Source organism: Halobellus sp. H-GB7 (assembly GCF_030848585.1).
Lineage (GTDB): Archaea > Halobacteriota > Halobacteria > Halobacteriales > Haloferacaceae > Haloquadratum > Haloquadratum inordinatus.
On record NZ_JAVDDW010000008.1, the window covers coordinates 1 to 17879 of the forward strand.

The 17879-nt window shown below is 56.0% G+C and carries 17 protein-coding genes; 11 read left to right on the forward strand and 6 right to left on the reverse strand.

Annotated features, from left to right (window positions below; translation table 11 throughout):
* Nucleotides 1-23: 23 nt before the first annotated feature.
* Nucleotides 24-1583: a PAS domain S-box protein gene (locus RBH22_RS12885; protein WP_306677710.1), complete on the reverse strand. Its 1560-nt coding sequence runs from the start codon at nt 1581-1583 to the stop codon at nt 24-26.
* A gap of 289 nt (nt 1584-1872) precedes the next feature.
* On the opposite strand from RBH22_RS12885, the gene RBH22_RS12890 reads away from it, so the two are divergent.
* Nucleotides 1873-2412, forward strand: a complete 540-nt coding sequence (locus tag RBH22_RS12890) for a hypothetical protein (RefSeq protein WP_306677711.1) — start codon at nt 1873-1875, stop codon at nt 2410-2412.
* A gap of 246 nt (nt 2413-2658) precedes the next feature.
* Here the strand turns inward: RBH22_RS12890 and RBH22_RS12895 are convergent, their stop codons facing one another.
* A complete protein-coding gene (locus RBH22_RS12895) occupies nt 2659-3792 on the reverse strand; it encodes a hypothetical protein (protein WP_306677712.1) in 1134 nt (377 codons plus the stop codon).
* Nucleotides 3793-4194: 402 nt separating this feature from the next.
* On the opposite strand from RBH22_RS12895, the gene RBH22_RS12900 reads away from it, so the two are divergent.
* From RBH22_RS12900 to RBH22_RS12910, 3 genes are all read left to right on the forward strand, one after another.
* The gene (locus tag RBH22_RS12900; RefSeq protein ID WP_306677713.1) at nt 4195-5694 is read left to right on the forward strand and encodes a PAS domain S-box protein; all 1500 of its coding nucleotides are present in this window, start codon (nt 4195-4197) and stop codon (nt 5692-5694) included.
* Between the two features lie 705 nt (nt 5695-6399).
* Nucleotides 6400-7656: an orc1/cdc6 family replication initiation protein gene (locus tag RBH22_RS12905; protein ID WP_306677714.1), complete on the forward strand. Its 1257-nt coding sequence runs from the start codon at nt 6400-6402 to the stop codon at nt 7654-7656.
* Between the two features lie 320 nt (nt 7657-7976).
* The gene (locus tag RBH22_RS12910; protein ID WP_306677715.1) at nt 7977-10373 is read left to right on the forward strand and encodes an Ig-like domain-containing protein; all 2397 of its coding nucleotides are present in this window, start codon (nt 7977-7979) and stop codon (nt 10371-10373) included.
* Nucleotides 10374-10667: 294 nt separating this feature from the next.
* On the opposite strand, the gene RBH22_RS12915 is transcribed toward RBH22_RS12910, so the two are convergent.
* Nucleotides 10668-11456, reverse strand: a complete 789-nt coding sequence (locus tag RBH22_RS12915) for a helix-turn-helix domain-containing protein (protein ID WP_306677716.1) — start codon at nt 11454-11456, stop codon at nt 10668-10670.
* A 299-nt stretch (nt 11457-11755) separates the two neighbouring features.
* On the opposite strand from RBH22_RS12915, the gene RBH22_RS12920 reads away from it, so the two are divergent.
* From RBH22_RS12920 to RBH22_RS12940, 5 genes are all read left to right on the forward strand, one after another.
* On the forward strand, nt 11756-12088 hold the full coding sequence (locus tag RBH22_RS12920; RefSeq protein ID WP_306677717.1) for an SMR family transporter: 333 nt from the start codon (nt 11756-11758) through the stop codon (nt 12086-12088).
* A 204-nt stretch (nt 12089-12292) separates the two neighbouring features.
* Nucleotides 12293-12523: a hypothetical protein gene (locus tag RBH22_RS12925; protein WP_306677718.1), complete on the forward strand. Its 231-nt coding sequence runs from the start codon at nt 12293-12295 to the stop codon at nt 12521-12523.
* Nucleotides 12524-12745: 222 nt separating this feature from the next.
* A complete protein-coding gene (locus RBH22_RS12930; protein WP_306677719.1) occupies nt 12746-13615 on the forward strand; it encodes a ParA family protein in 870 nt (289 codons plus the stop codon).
* Nucleotides 13608-13991: a hypothetical protein gene (locus RBH22_RS12935; RefSeq protein ID WP_121571050.1), complete on the forward strand. Its 384-nt coding sequence runs from the start codon at nt 13608-13610 to the stop codon at nt 13989-13991. The genes RBH22_RS12930 and RBH22_RS12935 overlap by 8 nt, the downstream gene beginning before the upstream one ends.
* Nucleotides 13992-14286: 295 nt before the next feature.
* Nucleotides 14287-14907 (forward strand): class I SAM-dependent methyltransferase, encoded by a 621-nt coding sequence (locus RBH22_RS12940; RefSeq protein WP_306677720.1) that lies wholly within the window; start codon nt 14287-14289, stop codon nt 14905-14907.
* 74 nt (nt 14908-14981) lie between these two features.
* On the opposite strand, the gene RBH22_RS12945 is transcribed toward RBH22_RS12940, so the two are convergent.
* Complete coding sequence (locus RBH22_RS12945; protein ID WP_306677721.1) at nt 14982-15380, reverse strand: PIN domain-containing protein; 399 nt, start codon at nt 15378-15380, stop codon at nt 14982-14984.
* Entirely contained in the window at nt 15377-15574 is a 198-nt protein-coding gene (locus RBH22_RS12950; protein WP_306677722.1) for an antitoxin VapB family protein, read from the reverse strand. The genes RBH22_RS12945 and RBH22_RS12950 overlap by 4 nt, the downstream gene beginning before the upstream one ends.
* Before the next feature lie 179 nt (nt 15575-15753).
* Between RBH22_RS12950 and RBH22_RS12955 the strand changes: the two genes are divergently transcribed.
* Together RBH22_RS12955 and RBH22_RS12960 are read left to right on the forward strand one after the other, a co-directional pair.
* On the forward strand, nt 15754-16125 hold the full coding sequence (locus tag RBH22_RS12955) for a helix-turn-helix domain-containing protein (protein ID WP_306677723.1): 372 nt from the start codon (nt 15754-15756) through the stop codon (nt 16123-16125).
* Nucleotides 16122-16292: a hypothetical protein gene (locus RBH22_RS12960; protein ID WP_306677853.1), complete on the forward strand. Its 171-nt coding sequence runs from the start codon at nt 16122-16124 to the stop codon at nt 16290-16292. The genes RBH22_RS12955 and RBH22_RS12960 overlap by 4 nt, the downstream gene beginning before the upstream one ends.
* Nucleotides 16293-16367: 75 nt before the next feature.
* Here the strand turns inward: RBH22_RS12960 and RBH22_RS12965 are convergent, their stop codons facing one another.
* Nucleotides 16368-17699, reverse strand: coding sequence for a hemolysin family protein (locus RBH22_RS12965; RefSeq protein ID WP_306677724.1), 1332 nt, complete (start codon nt 17697-17699; stop codon nt 16368-16370).
* Between the last annotated feature and the right edge of the window lie 180 nt (nt 17700-17879).

Genomic DNA, 17879 nt, shown 5'->3' on the forward strand with positions numbered 1-17879 from the left:
ATCACTACTTATACTAATCCCTATCACTCCCTCGTCGATCGTTCCAGTTCTATCGTCACGATGCTCCCTTGCGGATCGTTCTCTTCGAACGACAGGTGCCCGTTCGACCGCGTGACGATCCAGTACACGAACCACAGGCCGAGCCCGGTCCCGTGAGACAGCGACCCGATCTCGGCCTCTCCCAGCAGTGTCTCGCGCTCTACAGCGGGGATACCCGGACCAGTATCGGCGACCTGGATCCGAACTGTGTCGGTGTGGCTTTCGACTCGCAGCGTGACCCCTGGATGCGCTTGCTCCGCGTGCACAGCAGCGTTCTCGAGTAACTCCCCCACTGCCCGTTCGACGCCCGGCATCGCGACGACAGCCGTCTCCTCGGGACAGTCTATCTCGACAGTCACGTGTGCTTCAGGATACTCCTGTCGGAACTGCTGCACCTGTGTCCGGAGGTGGTCGACGAGCGAGATCGGACGCGGGGACTCCGACGTCCCGATGAGATCCAGAATGTCACGGTATGTCTCGGCGAGTGACAACATCCCTTCGCTGGTCTGTTCGATCTGTGCCGCATCCGCTGCAGTCTTCCCAGTGGCGGCCGATTGGATGGCACGCGCCTTCCCGAGGACCACGTTCATATCGTTTCGCAGATTATGTCGCAGAACTCGCGAGAGTACTTTGAGTTGCCGTTCACGCTCTTTGAGCGGCGTGATATCTGTCTGAATAGCGACGAACTCTTCGACGGTGCCGGACCCGTCGGTAGTCGGTGCGATCGTCTGATGGGCGTGATAGAGCGCGCCGCTCTTTTTTTCGTTGAGTATGTTCTCGTCCCACATGTCACCCGCCAGAATCGTCTCCCACAAGTCGGCGAAGTAGTCATCAGACATCTGTCCGGAGTCGAGCAACTTCGGCGTCTGACCGAGAGCCTCCTCGGGCGCGTAACCGGTTACCTCCTCGAATGCGGGATTGACGTACTCGATCGTGCCGTCGTGATCGGTAATGTAGATAGCGTGCCCGGCCGTGTCGATCGCGCGGCGGAAACGCCTGAGATTCTGTTCGCGATCTTTCCGTTCGGTCACGTCGCGTGCCGTGAACAGGACGAGATCGGACTCCTCGGTCGGATGCTGGAGTGGGGCCGTCCGCGCTTCGTACCACGCGGGCTGTTCGTCGGGCCGTTCGACAGGGTACTCGATGCGCTCGCTGTCGCCTGTTCGGTGTGTCGTCTCGGCCGCCTCCTGGATCGCAGTCGCTGCCTCGTCAGATAGGAGCTCGTCGAGCGGACGGTCTACGGAGGCTGCCGCCTCCTCATCCGGGAACGTTTCAGTCCCAGCGAGTATCTCGCGACACCGACCGGCCTCATCGACGAGGAAAATCGTGTCCGGCGATCCCTCGAGGACGGCTTGGAGACGGTTTTGATTTGCGCGGAGTTCGTCGTTGATCGTTTGCATCCGGTCTTTGAGGGCTGCTTCTTGGCGGACATACTGCAGCAGATAGAGAACGAGTACAACTGTGAGTATACTTACAATAAACCCCGGCACCTCGCGGAGCCCCGGTGGTGCACCTATCACCGTGAGGGCCTGCCGAATCGCCATCAGAGAGAGCAGTCCGGTGAAGAATACGAACCGCCGGTCACCGACTTGGCGTAACAGAAACAGTGAGAGAACGACTCCCAACACGCGTAACAGGAGCGACAGTAGAAGTGGTAGATTCGCATCAAACATCTCCTGAACGCTATACGCTTCTGACACAGGTGATAAAAACCCGGTGTATCCTTCGAGTCCCCTGTCGGCTGGTAGTACTACCACTGCGTCGTAAGACCAACAACGAATAGATATCTGCGTGGGCACAAATCAATATGGGCGCGGGGCGTAGCAGACGATAATGAGTAAGAAGACGCTGCCCGATCTCAACGTAACCGACGAATGGGCTGCGGCAATGGAGGGGCGAACGGTGAAAGATCGGGTGTATAAGGTCGCCACGACACTGACGTCGCCGACGACCGTCGCGGACATCGCAAACCGGGCTGACTGCACGAAGGAGGGAGCACGCTCACATCTGGAATGGTTCGTCGAACTCGGTGTTCTCGATAAAGTCGCAGCGAACCCGGCACTCTTTGTGCGGAATGAAGCGTACTTCGAGTTCCGCCGAGCAACCGAGCTCACACGCGAGTTTGAGACGGTCGAGGCGATCGGAGACGCAATCAATGCGTACCGTGATCGAGAGCAGGAACTGGCAGCGCAGTTCGAGGCGACCGCCCCGGAAGCGGTCGTCCACTCCGACGTCGAGTCCGAGGACCTAGATGATACCTACGACGCGCTGAGCGAGTGGCGCACAGTAACGCGTCGGCTTCGTGAACTCCACGAGGCAAAGCTTCGTCTCGAATCGGGGTCGAGTCCCGCATCTGCATCGCCTCTCCCCTGAAACGGAAACGATAGATGGGCCAGTCTGACGAGAAACGAAGAACTACAACCTGGAGCAGATCGATACAGCCCGGCTCGAGCCTCGATTTCGGATGAATGGTGATTTCAACAACCAGTACATCGAGACGTGGGATAGCGAGCAGTGGGCGTGCCGCTGGGACCGCCATCCGAACACGCACAATATCCTAGACTATTCACAGAGAGGTGACGACCGCGATTGGGTGGCACCGCAGTGAGACCGATCCGCTCAGTTCGGAACGGGAAGCGAGGGCAGCGGAATATCCAGGATCCAGTAGAGACGAACGTCGCCTAAGAGCGCGGCGAGAAGCACCAGGAGTCCGCCGAAGGTGAAGACCAAATACCAGAGCACGTAATGGTGGAACACATCCAGCAACAGCGCTGCCACCGGTGCGATCAGCCCCACGATCCAGAGCACGAGAAAGAGTTCTCCGGCGTTCTGTGGACCGAGGACTGGCGAGAGAATCACGCCGAGTAAGTACGCCGAAAGCGCCGTCGAGAGCCACCCATAGGGGAGCGGAAAGAGCAGTCCGAAAAGACCCTCTGGGGCGCGCTGGAGCCGTTGTTTGACGCTCACGGCGGTGTAGAGGTACTTCCCCCAGCAGATGACCCAGGCGTACTTGAGCTTGAGATAGAGCTGCCTCGTTCGAAGCCAGACAACTCGGTTGGGATCCCGATATTGCTCACCCAGGCGGGTATAGTAACGACTGGCAAATAGCCCGCCGATGACGGCGACTCCGGCTGCGAGAATCCACGGCGCGGACGAGAGCAATCCACGACCAAGTCCGGTGACGACGCGTTCGATGCGTTCGGATACTGTGGGGGGCGGCGGCTGCTGTGTGATCGAGAGATCAATTGCACGTCCCTGTCCGCCGGCTTTGTCGTCACCGAAGTAGTAGACTGCCTCCCCGGTGACGGCGTACTCGCCTGGGCTATTGGGGCGGATGAAGATCGTCGTGCCTGCCGTCTCGCCGGGGTCGAGATGTACCGTCCGGGTGAACTGACTCGACCCCGCGTCCACGTTACGGGCGCCTGAGACGGCGACACCGCTCGGTGCTTCCAGGATCAACTGCACCGTCAGCGGCTCGGAGTTCGTGACGTAATTCGTCGCGCTATACTGAAATACCGCATACTCCTCGGGACCGACCACAGTGCGAGAGCTTCGTAAGTAGATATTGACCCGCTTTGTGTCGATATCAAGTGGTTCTGCGGTCGTGTTTTCGGTGGTGTTGGCACTACTGCTCGCGTTGGCTGTGTCGTCGGCCGCCACTACCACGCCGGCGCCGAGAGAACTGACCAGCAGGAGGACCACGATGAGACCGACCCCGAAGCGGTATGTCTCTCCGGGCCGTCTTCGTGACACGTTCTGCAGTAGGTTCGTTCGGTAGTGTAAATATACCGGACGGTACGTTGTCGTTACGACGTCACCGTGATCGGGATTTGGACGCTTCGTGACTCTCTGTTTTCTGTATCGTCCCCGAAGTAGTACACCGCATAGCCAGTGATCGTATGCTTTCTAGGTTCGTTCGGCTCGATTTGGATGCGGAGCCCCTTGGACTCTCCTGGGTCAAGGACAAACGTGGACGTATACTGTCCCTGGCCGCTCTCGATTAACGCACCTCCCGTCACGGACGCCCCGGTTGGATTGAATCACACCAGCCGTTACCTCCTCAATATTTGTCAGGTACCGTCTGCTGAATATAGAGGATGTAGTCAGCTAGTTTTGGTAACCACACGTACACGTACTGAAGGAAGACCGCTTGCATTGGAGAGAGAGAGAGAACACGATCTCAAAATCCTTACATCTGTTCTTGACACATTACGACTAATGGAAGACGGTACAACTCCACAAGAGAACGATAAGCACGGATCCGAGTGGTATCGGACGCTCGTTGAGGAGGTGAACGATCTCGCAACAGTTGTCGATCCCGACGGGACGATAACCTACGTCAGTCCGGCTGTCACACGGGTCCTCGGCTACAACCCCGACGAATTGGTTGGCCAAGCAGGATATGAGTTCGTCCATCCCGAAGACCGGGAACGAAACGCCGACGCGCTGGAGACCGTTCTCTCGAACCCGTCTAAATCCGAGATTGTCGAAGTCCGATTCCGCCACGCCGATGGCTCGTGGCGCTGGATCGAAGCCACAATGCGGAATCGACTTGACGGTGACATCATCGATGGGATTCTCCTTAGCAGTCGGGATATCACTGAACGAAAGGAGTACGAGGCCGAAGCCCGGGAACTCGCCGAAGAGTACGAAGCCCTCTTGAACAACGTCGAGGATGCTATCTTTCTCATCAATGTCGAAGAAGGTGAGGATAGTGTCCGATTTGAATTCGAACGTCTCAGCCCCTCCTACGAGCGCCAAACCGGAATTACGACAGAGGAAGTGCAGGGCCAGACACCACGTGATGTGTTCAGTGAGGAGCAGGGAGCGGAGTTAGAAGCGAACTATCACCGCTGTGTCAACGCTGGCGAACCAATCTCGTACCAAGAGGAACTCCAGGTCGGCGAAGGAGCACGCTTCTGGCAGACGAAGCTTGCGCCGGTGGTCAATGATGGTGAAATCACGCGCCTGATTGGAGTCACTCGGAACGTGACTGAACGCGTCGAACGAGAGCGACAATTACGCCAGCAGAACGAGCGCCTCGAAGAGTTTTCGAGTGTTGTTTCCCACGATTTGCGGAACCCGCTCAACGTCGCACAAGGTCGTGCAACGCTCCTTGCCGAGCAGGTCGAAAGCGATCATCTCGATCCACTCGTCCAAGCGCTCGACCGGATGGAGGCAATCGTTGAGGACACGTTGACGCTTGCTCGCCAGGGCAACACGATAAGCGAAACCGAGTCGATCAATCTAACTGATCTCGTTGGCAAATGTTGGGGGACAGTAGACACGGAGGACGCGACTATCGAGATCGTCGATGAGATGACCTTCCAGGGCGATCCCGACCGGTTACGGCACGTTTTCGAGAACCTGTTCCGCAACGCTGTTGAACACGGTGGGCCGGACGTGACCATCCGTGTCGGATGTCACGATGAAACGGACATCTACGTCGAAGATGATGGGCCAGGAATTCCAGTCGAAAAACGTGAGGAAGTGTTCGACCCCGGCCATTCGTCGGCACAGGGTGGGACTGGTTTCGGGTTGACTATCGTCAAACGAATCGTGCAAGCCCACGGCTGGGAGGTGTCTATAACCGATGGGACCGATGGCGGAGCACGATTTGAGATTGAGACGGCAGAACAGAGAGAGTTCGTGTGAGTGTATAGACAAGGTCTGTCACCTATGCACCGAGAAGTGCGGTCTTAAATCGATGGTAGTGTGTACGAGATACGCGCGGGGTATTCAGCACGCACCTATGAACATCACTTGTATCTGATAGAATCTTCACCGTTCAACTGAAGCGGTAGCGCGGAGCCCCCGTCCTCAAGGAGCGCGTCAGCGCGAGTAGGGCGGGGTAGTTGACTACGCATACGTTCCACGCGTCTTCTGCTGAGTTTCAGCATCCGCGTGGAAGTCTACTCTTGAGAACTCGAGCAGCTACCCAACAGAGAGACCACCGTTTCCAGTGCTTTCCAGAAAATGACCGTCACCGTGAGCGCAACACTAGCGGTTGTTCTCACTAACTGACTATTCTACGGACCAATTCGAAGATATACGTCTTTAATCTTTCCTATATTATTAGATATATTCTAGAGGAGTGGGCTAGTGGGAAGAGAAAGCACTGGAAACACCACTCTCTCTGTGTGGGCTATAGAGCGACCGTTGAGTAAACGGCTATTCCACTCACACATCGTGGATTCGGCTATTCTACCCCGGAAGCACTGGAAACGGTGGTGTCTGACGGAGCACTGGAAATGGCGGTGAGGGGACCCGAAGAACCAAATACCAAGCACTGGAAACGGCACTCTGTCAATAAGCACTGGAAACAGTGGGTGGGTGAGGCCACCGGAAACGTCGGTCACTATGTCAGAAATAAGTTTCACGCCGGACGACTCGCTGTACCGGAACCGCGATAGTCTGTCCGAGGACTACACGCCGTCGACGATCGTCGGACGAGACAACGAGATCTCCCAGTATCACGCCGCCCTCCAGCCGGTGATCAACGGCGAACGACCGAACAATATCTTCCTCTACGGGAAGACCGGCGTCGGCAAGACGGCCGTGACGTCGTACCTGCTCGGCCAGCTGCAGGATGACTCCGAGAAGTTCGACGTCGATCTCACCGTCATCTCGCTCAACTGTGAAGGACTCAACTCGAGCTACCAGGTCGCCGTCAACCTCGTGAACAAGATTCGAACCCCAGAACACCACATCTCGAAGACGGGCCACCCGCAGTACGAGGTGTACGAGTTCCTCTGGAACGAACTCGATGACCTCGGGGGGACCGTCTTGATCGTCCTCGACGAGGTTGACAACATCGGCGAGAGTGACAGCATCCTCTATCAGATCCCACGTGCCCGGAGCAACGGGAACATCAACGACGCGAAGGTCGGGATCATCGGTATCTCGAACGACCTCGCGTTCCGGGAGAACCTCTCACCGAAGGTCCGCTCCAGCCTCTGTGAGAAATCAATCTCGTTCCCGCCGTACGACGCCACCGAACTCGAGGCGGTCCTGGAACAACGCGCTGAGGTTGCCTTCCACGAGGGCGCCCTCGGGGATGGCGTGATCCAACTGTGCGCTGCCTACGGTGCCCAGGACGCAGGTGACGCCCGGAAGGCGCTTGACCTCCTCCGGGGAGCGGGCGATATCGCCCGGGCTGAGAACGCCGATACCGTCACCACGACCCACGTGAAAAACGCTCGCGACGAATTGGAACGTGAAGAGTTGATGGACGGGATTGCTGATCTCGCCGATCACCAGCAGCTCGTTCTCTATGCGCTTACGACCCTCGAGGCCGAGAGTGAGACGCCTGCTCGGTCCCAGACCGTCTACCAGCGATATCAAGAACTCGCTGAGGTTGCCGCCCTCGACAGCCGGACGAGCCGACGCGTTCGGGACTTTCTCGCTGATCTCTCGACGCTCAGCATCGTCGTTTCGTCACAGCGCAATGATGGCCTCTCCGGCGGGCAGTACCGAGAGCACAAACTCAAACACGACGTCGAAACGGTGCTCAGTGCGATGTCTGATCTGATTGAACGCGTCGGAATTCACCAGAGTGTCCGACAGACGATCGCGGACTCTGACCGTGTGATGATTTCGACGACGTTCGATTCCTGAGTGCCTGTCAGATATAGAGAGGTACCGATAGAACTGGATAGTTCGTTGCTGATTATTCGCTCGCTCGTCGGGGGCAAACGAAAAAGCCAAAGTGATAGTCACACGAGGTACTGGGAAGTTATGGTTCTTTCCTATCATAAGCGTCCGAGGGGACCTGATTTTGATACTACTCGGTGGTCGAGTGGTACGAAGGGGCTGGCTTGTGTGGGTGATTGGATGGTTTTCATTCACCGGGCAGTCGACAGAGTACGCAGGGTGGTCTGCGGGAAGAGGTACATCAGGGAGACTACGGATCGCGTATCCACCGGGGCGGTGACGTAATGTCAAGTGTACCTAAACTATGGGCAGTGATGCTATCTCTGATGATAGTATCGTCGACATTTGTCGGTGTCGTGGCCTTTTCAGGAACTGTAGATGCGGCCACGACCACGTCACAACTGGATTTCTCCTCTATCTACAATCAAGACGTTGTATATGGAACTAAAGATACCACTGATGGAGATTTTGATGGTGGCGATCGGTCACTACCCTCCTCTTCAGCAGCCGTCGCCGAGGGACGATCAAGCGACTATGGTTTACCTGACGACGGTGTGTTCGCAGCAGAAACGGACGTTCACCCGAAATTCGACCTTGCAGATTTCAATTCAGACGATTCGAATGCGTGGCAGACGACTGGCACGGGAAGCAAAACCGCTCCAGTCACCAATGATAAGTACGAGACTGTTCACGTTATCGCATCTGCTGGTGGTGCCGGCGTAGGGAGCCCGGCAAAATTCGAAGTAAAACTGCACTACGACGATGGTTCGACGGAGACATCCCAAGAGTTCACTGCTCCCGACTGGTATAACAATTCGTATAATCCATCTGGTGTATATTTTCTCCGAAATGGGATGGATCGATATTCAAGTGCAAACGGCTACCAAAATGAAAACGATCCGGCTATCTGGGGGTATGCCGTGTCGGCAAATGCGAGCAAAACACTCACAGAGGTTACAATCAATGTAACCGAAAACCAGGCCGATGCATTCAATTTCTTCGGCGGTGCTGCCACCACTCAAACGAGTACCGAAACGAACAGTGCTCCGTCGGCGAGCGATGACTCGGCATCGACCGACGAGGACACGAGCGTGACTGTCGACGTCGTGAGCAACGATACCGACCCTGACGGTGACAATTTGGACGTGGACACCATCGTGAACCTTCCGAGTCACGGGACGGCGAAGATTACTGGGTCCAGCAGTGACAAAATCGAATTCACCCCGGGCACTGACAAGAACAGCGACGTGGACATCACCTACCGAGTGAAAGACGGGAACGGTGGTACTGATACGGCGACGTTGAGTGTCACAGTCAACGCTATCGATGACGCTCCGACGGTTCCCGACGATAGCTCCCAGAGTACTGACGAGGACAGCACGGTGTCTGTCCCCGACGGAGACAGCGCGGACTTACTGGAGCTCGCCAGTGACCCCGACGCTGGGGACACCCTCACGATTTCGAAGATCGATGGGAAGAGCTTCTCAGATGGTAAAACAGTCACGCTCGGATCTGGTGCGACGGTGGCCGTCTACAGTAACGGGAGCTGGAGTTACAATCCCAACGGCCAGTTCGAAGCCCTCGGCAGCGGCGACAGTTCTACCGACAGTTACACGTATGCCATCCAAGACACCGACGGCGACTCCAATCAGGGCACAGTGACGGTCACTATCAACGGCCGCAACGACGCGCCAGTGGCCGTCGCAAGCAGTAACGCGACCAGCATCAACGACGGCAATGCCGTCGCTTTCGACGCAACCGGATCGAGTGACGTCGACGGCGACACGCTCACCTACGACTGGGATGTCGACGGGGACGGGGCCGACGAGTATACAGACTCCGTCAAACCAGAACACACGTACACGCAGACGGGCTCGTACACGGTAACGCTGACGGCCGACGACGGGTCGGCGATGACGACCGACACGCTGACCATTACTGTCCGCGACGGGACGCCGACGAACCCGTCCAGTGGCGGAGGTGATGGTGTTTCGACAGGGTTCTCGATTGATGAACAGGATACTGAAACCACGACCAAAGATGGAGAGATGCAGGCCACTATTACTGGGTACAAAATCGGGGATACATTATCTATCCCGACCGAAAACGCAGATACGAACACAATAACAGTTGAGCAAGTAAACGTCTCCTTCGATATGGGGACAAACGCCCCGAACGATATGAAGATCCAAGCCGGAGCGAAACCACCACAAGGCGTCCCCGAATACAGTAATGCTGAGCAGACGGATTACGTGAGTATTACCATCGACGGTAATCTCGCAGACAAAGTCACAAACGGTGAAATTACAGTGCGGCTTGCGGAAGAACGGATGCCTGATGACCCGTCAGTAGTCGACATTTATCACACGAACGGCGAGACGTGGAATCAAGCTGAAAGGACGTATCTCGGCAACAATACGTATAAGATCCACACACGGAGTTTCTCGACGTTCGTTGTCGTTGTAGAGCATACAACTGAACAAACAACGACAACCGCCAACAGCGCCCAGACTATTACGTCAACGCCGACACCAACGGTGACTGAACCTGCAACATCAATTGATATGACAACTAAAACAACGTCGGCATCAACGACAACGGGAACGTCTACACCAGGGTTCGGAATTGTATTAGCATTTGTCTCGCTGCTGGGTGGGGCTCTTCTCTTACGTAGACGGTAGCCGTCATTCGTCATTCCAAAGATTGGATCTTGTGTATTAATGCAAGAAACATCGCCGGAGTGTGCTGAATCCAGGTTATGTATCTCGCACGTCATAATTGGCAGATTCCGGGAAGTTCAATCGATAAGCAGTATGGGCATCACCTGTATTGAGAGATCTCTGTGTAGGTGTGCGAATGCTTCTATGATCCAGAATACTAGAGCTGGATGAATCGGCCGGGGACAAATACGATGGTGGGCTAATGATGAATCATTGATGCTCGTGTCCCGCTCCCACCAGTCGTCTCTGCGTCGCTCATTCGCGGAGCGGCACGGCTTCGCTCCACAGTTCCTGAAACTGACGTTCGAATTCGTCGACGATGTCACTGTCGTTTACCGCAACCACGCCGATACGGTCTATGGCTCTCTGTGGATGGGGGATGTCGATGGTCGTTACCGTCTGGTCGATTATATCAAAGGATACTGAGACCTCTGGAAGTACTCTGATTCGCACCTCTGCTACGTGTTCTTCGGCGGTATCAAAGAGCGATTTCGGGGTCGTTTCGAGTACTTGCTCACTGATGAGTAATGAGACAGAGATACCTGACTGTGCTCCATCAAAAAACGCCTCAACTTCTCGTTTGAATGTCTCCCACGGAGCTGACTCATAAGGTGGCCCAACGATGGCGTGAACTGAATTCGTCGCTGTCTCCATATGTTCCTGGAGAGCTGTCTGCATCTCTTCACTGCCGAGTGTGCCAAGCCAGATGCTCGCGTCAGTCGGCAACGTTGGCAGGAGATTTGAACGGACAGAGTTAGCCACATTACGATACCGGGCCCACTCCTGTTGTAGTTCGGCGGTGCGCTCGGCAAGGAGCCTATCAACGACGGTGTCAGGCTGTTCTGCGATGTATCGGGTTGGCTCAGTCGATTGTGTTCGAATGAGCTGCCGAGCTTGGAGGTTGTTGAGTACATCATAAATACGACCCTTGGGTACGCCACTTGCAGCCGAAATGTCTGTTGCCGTCGCTGCACCGGTGACCAGTAGCGCCCGGTAGACTTTCTCTTCGTAGCTCGACAGTCCAAGTTCACCGAGTTCAGTCATCGAGGATTGTTACTGTATTCCGATAGTTAGTATGTGCGTGTCGTTTTCGATGTTGATTGGATTCCTTCTACGCGGCTTTATTGCCTTTTCTCTGCTGTGTTTCGATTTTTTGTGATGCCAGTTTCACAGCGGACCCGCGAAATCCGATGGAAAGAGTAGCTCTACTCAATGCCGACGATGATCGATCTCAACAAATCCGACGTCAAAGTTGCGGGTCCACTCGCACCTGCGGAAGAAATGGCCCACAAGTGGCAGTTGGTTTCAGAATCATCATATCCAACAGAACAGCAGCGACAGATATGAATCCATATGTGCTACTAGCCGGCGCGATTGTGTCCGAACTAATTGGAACGACCTCGCTTAAGCTCTCAGATGGGTTTTCAAACCTGCTACCGAGTCTTGGTGTCGTCGCCGGGTATGGACTTGCTTTTTATCTAGTTTCAGTAACTCTGGAAGACTTGCCCATCGGAGTCGTTTATGGAACGTGGGCCGCTCTCGGCATCGTTGGTGTCGCAGGTATCGGCGTTCTCGTGTTCGACGAGCCTCTCGATTCAGCCGGTATCATCGGTATTCTGTTTATCCTCATCGGCGTGTATTGGGTTAACATCGTCTCTAAAATGTCCGTTCACTGATTTGGCGTTTGATGGATGTCTGGCGAGTTCGGTACACCCCGCAACCTCTCTGCTACACTCTGCGTGTGATTCTCTTTCTCTCTTGCCTATACTTCAGATGAGCGTGGGCACAGGCGCCAGCCTCCGCGTTGGTTGACGAGTAGCCTGCTACCACCGCCTCCTCTACCCGAACAGTCTCCTGTGAGTAACCCGTACTTGCTGGTGATGCAGAACTCACGGCGACCGATTGCGCCAGCCGAACAAGATGTCCTCGACCATCTTGAGGCGTACGTCGATGCAGCGGACACTGACTCGATCGCACGTGAGACAGCGATCGCGTACCTCACAGAGCAGGGACTCGCCCGTGCCGATGCGAGTGACATAATCGAGCAGCTGCTCCTGAAGGGGTATCTCTATGAGGTCGGTGAGGAGCTCCGGATCCCACCACGCTGGTGATGGTTCGGGATCCGATTGGAGCGTGAGATCAGTTGTACTCTCCTTGAGCGGAACAATGATGCGGCGTCGAAACCCGTGAGCTCGTCGATCCGCTGCTCTAACTTTCCATTCTCCTGTTGATACAGTCTGTTCTCTTTACTGCTATTCCGTTCACCTACTGAATATTTATATAGCATCAAGGTATAGCCAAACACTGTATGCTATACCTACAGGGTGGTGGCAATGCCTAAAACTCGCCGTGTTGCTGTCTACCTCGATAAGGGTGGCACGGGGAAGACGACGAGCGCCGCTCACCTCGGCGCTGCACTGGATGCGGGTGGCCACGACGTCTTACTCGTCGACCTGGCTGGGAAGCAGGGCGATCTCGCCAAAGAACTCGGCGTCGACGATCAACTCCAGGCCGATATCGCCAACGAAGATGACTTCCCGAACGTCGCGACGACGATGGGGAACCGCTGGGGGGACGTCGCAGAGATGGTCGGGACAGACGAGGCGGTCGACCGACTTGTCTATCCGACCGAAACCGGGGTTGATCTGATCCCAGCTCATCCAGATCTTGATGGCCTCGATGCTGACCTCGGAAACGTCGACGACGTCGACGATCGCTACTCGCGATTCCGACGGTTCCTCGACGACTACGTCGAACCGCTGGATCGCTGGGATGTTGTTATCCTGGATATGCCTGGTCTCGCAAACAACATCACCTACAATGGCTTGTGGGCAGCGCAAAACGTCGTGACACCAGTCCTGATGGGCTCGTTCGAGTACTCACAAGCCCAGCGCCTCCAGGAAGACCTCGAAAAGATTCGCTCCAACTACGGGGAAGACGTCCGCCTTCAGATGTTGATTCCCAACCAGTTCGACCGCCGGACAAACTTACACGCTGAGAAGTTGGCGGCGTTCCAAGACGAGTTCGGCGAGTTGCTCGCACCGGAGTACGTCGTCGACTCCCAGCAGATCCGAACGGCAACAGAAGAGGGACAGACTCTCTTCGACATCCCGGATGACGAACTCCTGAAGACAGGTAAAGACGCGCGAGACGCATTCGCAACCAACGCGGCAGAACTCTACAACCGACTCACCGATGACTGACGACGACCTTGAGAAACTCCGACAAGAAGAATCGCACGGCAACCGACTCGATCGTGACGACCCCAGCGCTCAGCCAGACTTCGTCGACGCGCTTGATGAGGCGCTCGAAGCTGTCGAGAACGGCGAGACAGGAGACACGATTACGGCGTACGACCCAACGCTTGCGGCTGTGCTACGGGCGCTCGAAGAGGATGACCGCCTTGACGATGTCTTCGAGCAACTTCAGGAGGCGTACGACGGCAACTCCGGACTCGACTCCGCATCCCGAAGTGCGATCATCCGACTGGCAGTGCGTGTTGGCCTCCAAGAGGGAACTGCGGATGTGATGGATGATCTCCGGGAGGCGATCAACCGCCGGCAGTCACCGACTGTATAATATACATTTAGCATATAGGTTTCTGCTATATGTATTGGCTATAGGTATATCTATGTCCTATACAATTTGGCTATTGGTATAGTGTATATTGGGCCCCTCGGTTGTTCTGGGGGGCTAGATCCACTTCCTTCCTCAACAGAGACCGACCAGCCCTCACTCACACAGCCACTAGAAAGTCGAGCACAGTGAATTTAGCCTACGACTGGCCGGGAGCCTCCGTCCCGGAGAAGCTCCCTATCTCTACGCGCATCCGACGCGACCACGGCGTTTTATGCGTTCAGCGGAGTCAATACACGTGGATCCTGATACCGTCCGAGACACGTGGACAAACCGGCCGGGGGAATACTCCCCTTCCTACTACGCGTACTATGGTTCGGATGAGACGAGTACGTTGATTCACGATCTCCTTAGTGGCTACCTGGACCGTGACGCAGCCATCCTCGAGCTGGGCTGTGGTTCGGGCCGGCATCTTGCACACCTCGCCGATCACGGCTTCGAGAATCTCTCGGGTGTCGACATCAATGCCGAGGCATTCGACGTGATGAGGGAGCACTACCCCCGACTCGCTACGGACGGAACATTTCACTGCAGTCCAATTGAGGATATTATCACAGACTTCGACGACGGAGAGTTCGACGCGGTCTACACGGTCGAAACGCTACAGCACCTGCATCCCGATGTCGAATGGGTCTTCGAGGAGGTGGCCCGAATCACCGACAACATCCTCATCACGACGGAGACCGAGGAACCAGTTCACGAGTCCTCATCGCCCGACGTCGACGTGAATTATGTTGACGACGACACCCCCCTATACTACCGGGACTGGAGTCGCATCTTCACCTCGCTAGGGCTCGTTGAAGTTGATATGGTTCGTGGTGACAGAGACACCACGCGGACCTTTCGTGCATCCCGCTAACTGGTTGTGCCTGTTCTTCCGCGGTGAGTGAAGTACTTCGCCCTGCTCTACCTGTAAGTAAACCTAGAGAGTCGCTAGTGATTGCTCCGAAGATTTGTCACGTCCATCAGGTCGGCAAGAAGTCGCGCTTGGAAGTCTGAATCGGCGACGACAAGCTCACTCCCTGTAGACCGGGCAGTCGCCGCAATCAGCAGATCTCGCGTTGCCATCCGCTCGCCGTCATCCATCAGTTGGTCTTGCATTCGCCCTGCCTCAAGAACGATCTGCTCGTTCAGGTCAAGGGAGCGAACACCGCCGAAATCTTGTCGGACGCTGACGACATCAGTCTCGCCCGACCCGACTCGTCCGTCAACCACCTCAAAGACACAGATCGTGGACGTGAGGTACGGCTGAGAACAGTTGTCAACGTACTCAACGACGTCCGGGACGCCCTCAAGGAGATCGATAATGACCGACGAATCGAGGAACGTCACTGGTCAAAACTCTCCCGCGAACGCTTGACTGCGTCACGCGCGCGGTCTGCCTCTTCTTTGCTCCACGCGCCGATGTTGATCGGCCGCTCACTCTGCGCGAGTCGCTCCAACAGTTCGTCGAACGTCTCATTGTCTCGCTTGAGACTCTCGAGCATCGCTTTCGTATCATCGGAGACTCGGATGGATGTGCTCATATGTATACGGTCTGTATACATACACATCTACCTTACGCCGGTTTTCTGCCACTTTGGGTCTCTCGACTGTTCTTACCGTTGATCCGTGCCTGTCGTGATCAACAGCAATCTTCCTTCGAGATTTTCATAGCTTTCACGCCGGACTCTCTTTACAGCGGATGACGCACCCTCATTCAACAATGTCCATCGACCGAGATACCTTCGAGAACACGAGCGAGGACGAACTTGAGGAACTCTCCGTCCCCGATCAGGTCCTCGGATTTCTCGCCGCCAACGAGGATCGGGCGTTTAAGGCGCGCGAGATCGCCTCCCAGATCGGCGTCGACGAAGGGGCAGTCAGCACCGCGCTCTCACGGTTGAAGGATCGTGAGCTGGTCGAACACAAGGCCACGTACTGGGCAGTGGCTGATGACGCTGAGCGACTCGAGGGATACAGCGGGTACGAACGAGCAACAGCTCTGTTCAACGACCAACTGGGTGCGGAGGACAAGGATTCCTGGCGCGAGCACGCACCGCAGGAACCCCACCCGAGCGTCGAGGACGAACAGTGACCGACGCAGAGACACCGATCTTCGAGCGGGGCGACGTCGTCTACGGTGATGATCCGTTCAAGGCTGAGGAAGCCGCTCGGCCCTGGCTTATCCCCTCGAACCACGAAGGCCGTCCGTTCCACGGCGATCAGTATCTCGCGCGTATCTGGTATCATCGTAGCCCATAGATTCGCTTTCATACCAATCCCATACCTCTGCGGATCGAGGATCTCTGGACCTCCGACCGGCTACCATAATCCCGATCAGTCTACCACTGAATCACCTTCTTCACGTTCGTGAACCCAGACCGTCGAAATTCGGGTCCCCTCAACGTTCGTCACCTCAACGACGTACCCGTCGACCGCAACGCGATCGCCACGTTCTGGCGCACGGTTGAGTTGTTCGATTACCAGTCCACCGATCGTTTCGACCTCTTCACTTGTGAACTCTCCCTCGATTATGTCGTTGATTTTCGATAGCGGGACGCCCCCGTCAATGTCGAACCCCTCATCGCCACGCCGGCGAATCGAGGGTTCACGCTCGTCCATATCAAACTCATCCCGGAGGTCTCCAACGAGCGCTTCGACGACATCTTCAACCGTTGCAATCCCCTCAAATGCCCCCCACTCGTCGATAACTGCGACCATCTGCTGTTGATCTTCCTTGAACTGTCTTAGGAGATCGCTCAGTGCCATCGTCTCGGGTGCGATGACGATTTCGCGGGCGATGTCGCCGACTACCTCGGCGTCACCGTCCTCCACCTCCGCTCGGAGCACATCCTTGACGTCGACGAATCCGATCACTTGGTCGCCGTCGTCGGCATCAAGAACGGGATAGCGCGTATGACCTGCCTCGAGGATGATCGACTGGAGGTCTGAGAGCGAGGCATCGGCGGGAACGCTCACCACGTCCGGTCGTGGAACCATGACCTCCCGCACCACGATGTCGTCGAGGTCGAAGACCCGCTCGATCATCTTCACCTCTGCAACGTCAATGTCTCCTTCCTCGCCGGATCGAGTCAGCACCCGAAGGAGCTCCCGCTCGCCGAGCGTCTCGTCCGTTTCGGAGGCGGGTGGCACGCCGAGTGCTTGCGTGAATGCGTTGGCAGCCCCGTTGAAGACGACGATCCCGGGATAGAGGATGTAATAGAAGACCTTCATCGGCGGGGCGAGGAACAGGGAGAGTCGCTCAGTTTGGGCGATTGCGAGCGTCTTCGGCGCGAGTTCACCGAAGACGACGTGGAGGAACGTGATGATACTGAAGCCGATTGCGAAAGCGACGAGATGGATGAGACCTGCCGGGAGAATCGGTTCCAGTACGGGTTCGATGAGCGCCGCCACGGCTGGTTCGCCGACCCACCCCAACCCGAGCGAGGCGATGGTGATGCCGAGTTGCGTCGTCGCGAGATAATCGTCAAGGCTCACCATCACTTCTTGGAGCGTCCCCGCGCCGGAGCGTCCCTCCTCAGCAAGTTGTTCGACCGATGTCCCTCGTATCCGGACGAAGGCGAACTCTGAAGCGACAAAAAAGCCGTTCAACACCACCAGAGCCAGCGCAAGGACGACCTGCGCCAGCGAGAGCGCGACATTTACCATCGGTGGTGCTGGGAGCTAGGGTTGCTCGATTGTCGTGTGTCCATATGGGGGCCTCTCGTTCCATCTACTAAAATCATTTAAAACAACTTCAAAGCGAACTGACTGTTGTGAGTATCGAATCAGTCTTGTATCTCTCCTCATCGAGACTGCTGTTGAACATCAGCTGAACTCACTCTCTGA

Excerpts from the sequence above, each read along its gene's own strand:
- RBH22_RS12885 (WP_306677710.1), bottom strand. The coding sequence starts at position 1,583 with ATGGCGATTCGGCAGGCCCTCACGGTGATAGGTGCACCACCGGGGCTC.
- RBH22_RS12890 (WP_306677711.1), top strand. The coding sequence starts at position 1,873 with ATGAGTAAGAAGACGCTGCCCGATCTCAACGTAACCGACGAATGGGCT.
- RBH22_RS12905 (WP_306677714.1), top strand. The coding sequence starts at position 6,400 with ATGTCAGAAATAAGTTTCACGCCGGACGACTCGCTGTACCGGAACCGC.
- RBH22_RS12910 (WP_306677715.1), top strand. The coding sequence starts at position 7,977 with ATGTCAAGTGTACCTAAACTATGGGCAGTGATGCTATCTCTGATGATA.
- RBH22_RS12915 (WP_306677716.1), bottom strand. The coding sequence starts at position 11,456 with ATGACTGAACTCGGTGAACTTGGACTGTCGAGCTACGAAGAGAAAGTC.
- RBH22_RS12920 (WP_306677717.1), top strand. The coding sequence starts at position 11,756 with ATGAATCCATATGTGCTACTAGCCGGCGCGATTGTGTCCGAACTAATT.
- RBH22_RS12925 (WP_306677718.1), top strand. The coding sequence starts at position 12,293 with ATGCAGAACTCACGGCGACCGATTGCGCCAGCCGAACAAGATGTCCTC.
- RBH22_RS12930 (WP_306677719.1), top strand. The coding sequence starts at position 12,746 with ATGCCTAAAACTCGCCGTGTTGCTGTCTACCTCGATAAGGGTGGCACG.
- RBH22_RS12935 (WP_121571050.1), top strand. The coding sequence starts at position 13,608 with ATGACTGACGACGACCTTGAGAAACTCCGACAAGAAGAATCGCACGGC.
- RBH22_RS12950 (WP_306677722.1), bottom strand. The coding sequence starts at position 15,574 with ATGAGCACATCCATCCGAGTCTCCGATGATACGAAAGCGATGCTCGAG.
- RBH22_RS12955 (WP_306677723.1), top strand. The coding sequence starts at position 15,754 with ATGTCCATCGACCGAGATACCTTCGAGAACACGAGCGAGGACGAACTT.
- RBH22_RS12965 (WP_306677724.1), bottom strand. The coding sequence starts at position 17,699 with ATGGTAAATGTCGCGCTCTCGCTGGCGCAGGTCGTCCTTGCGCTGGCT.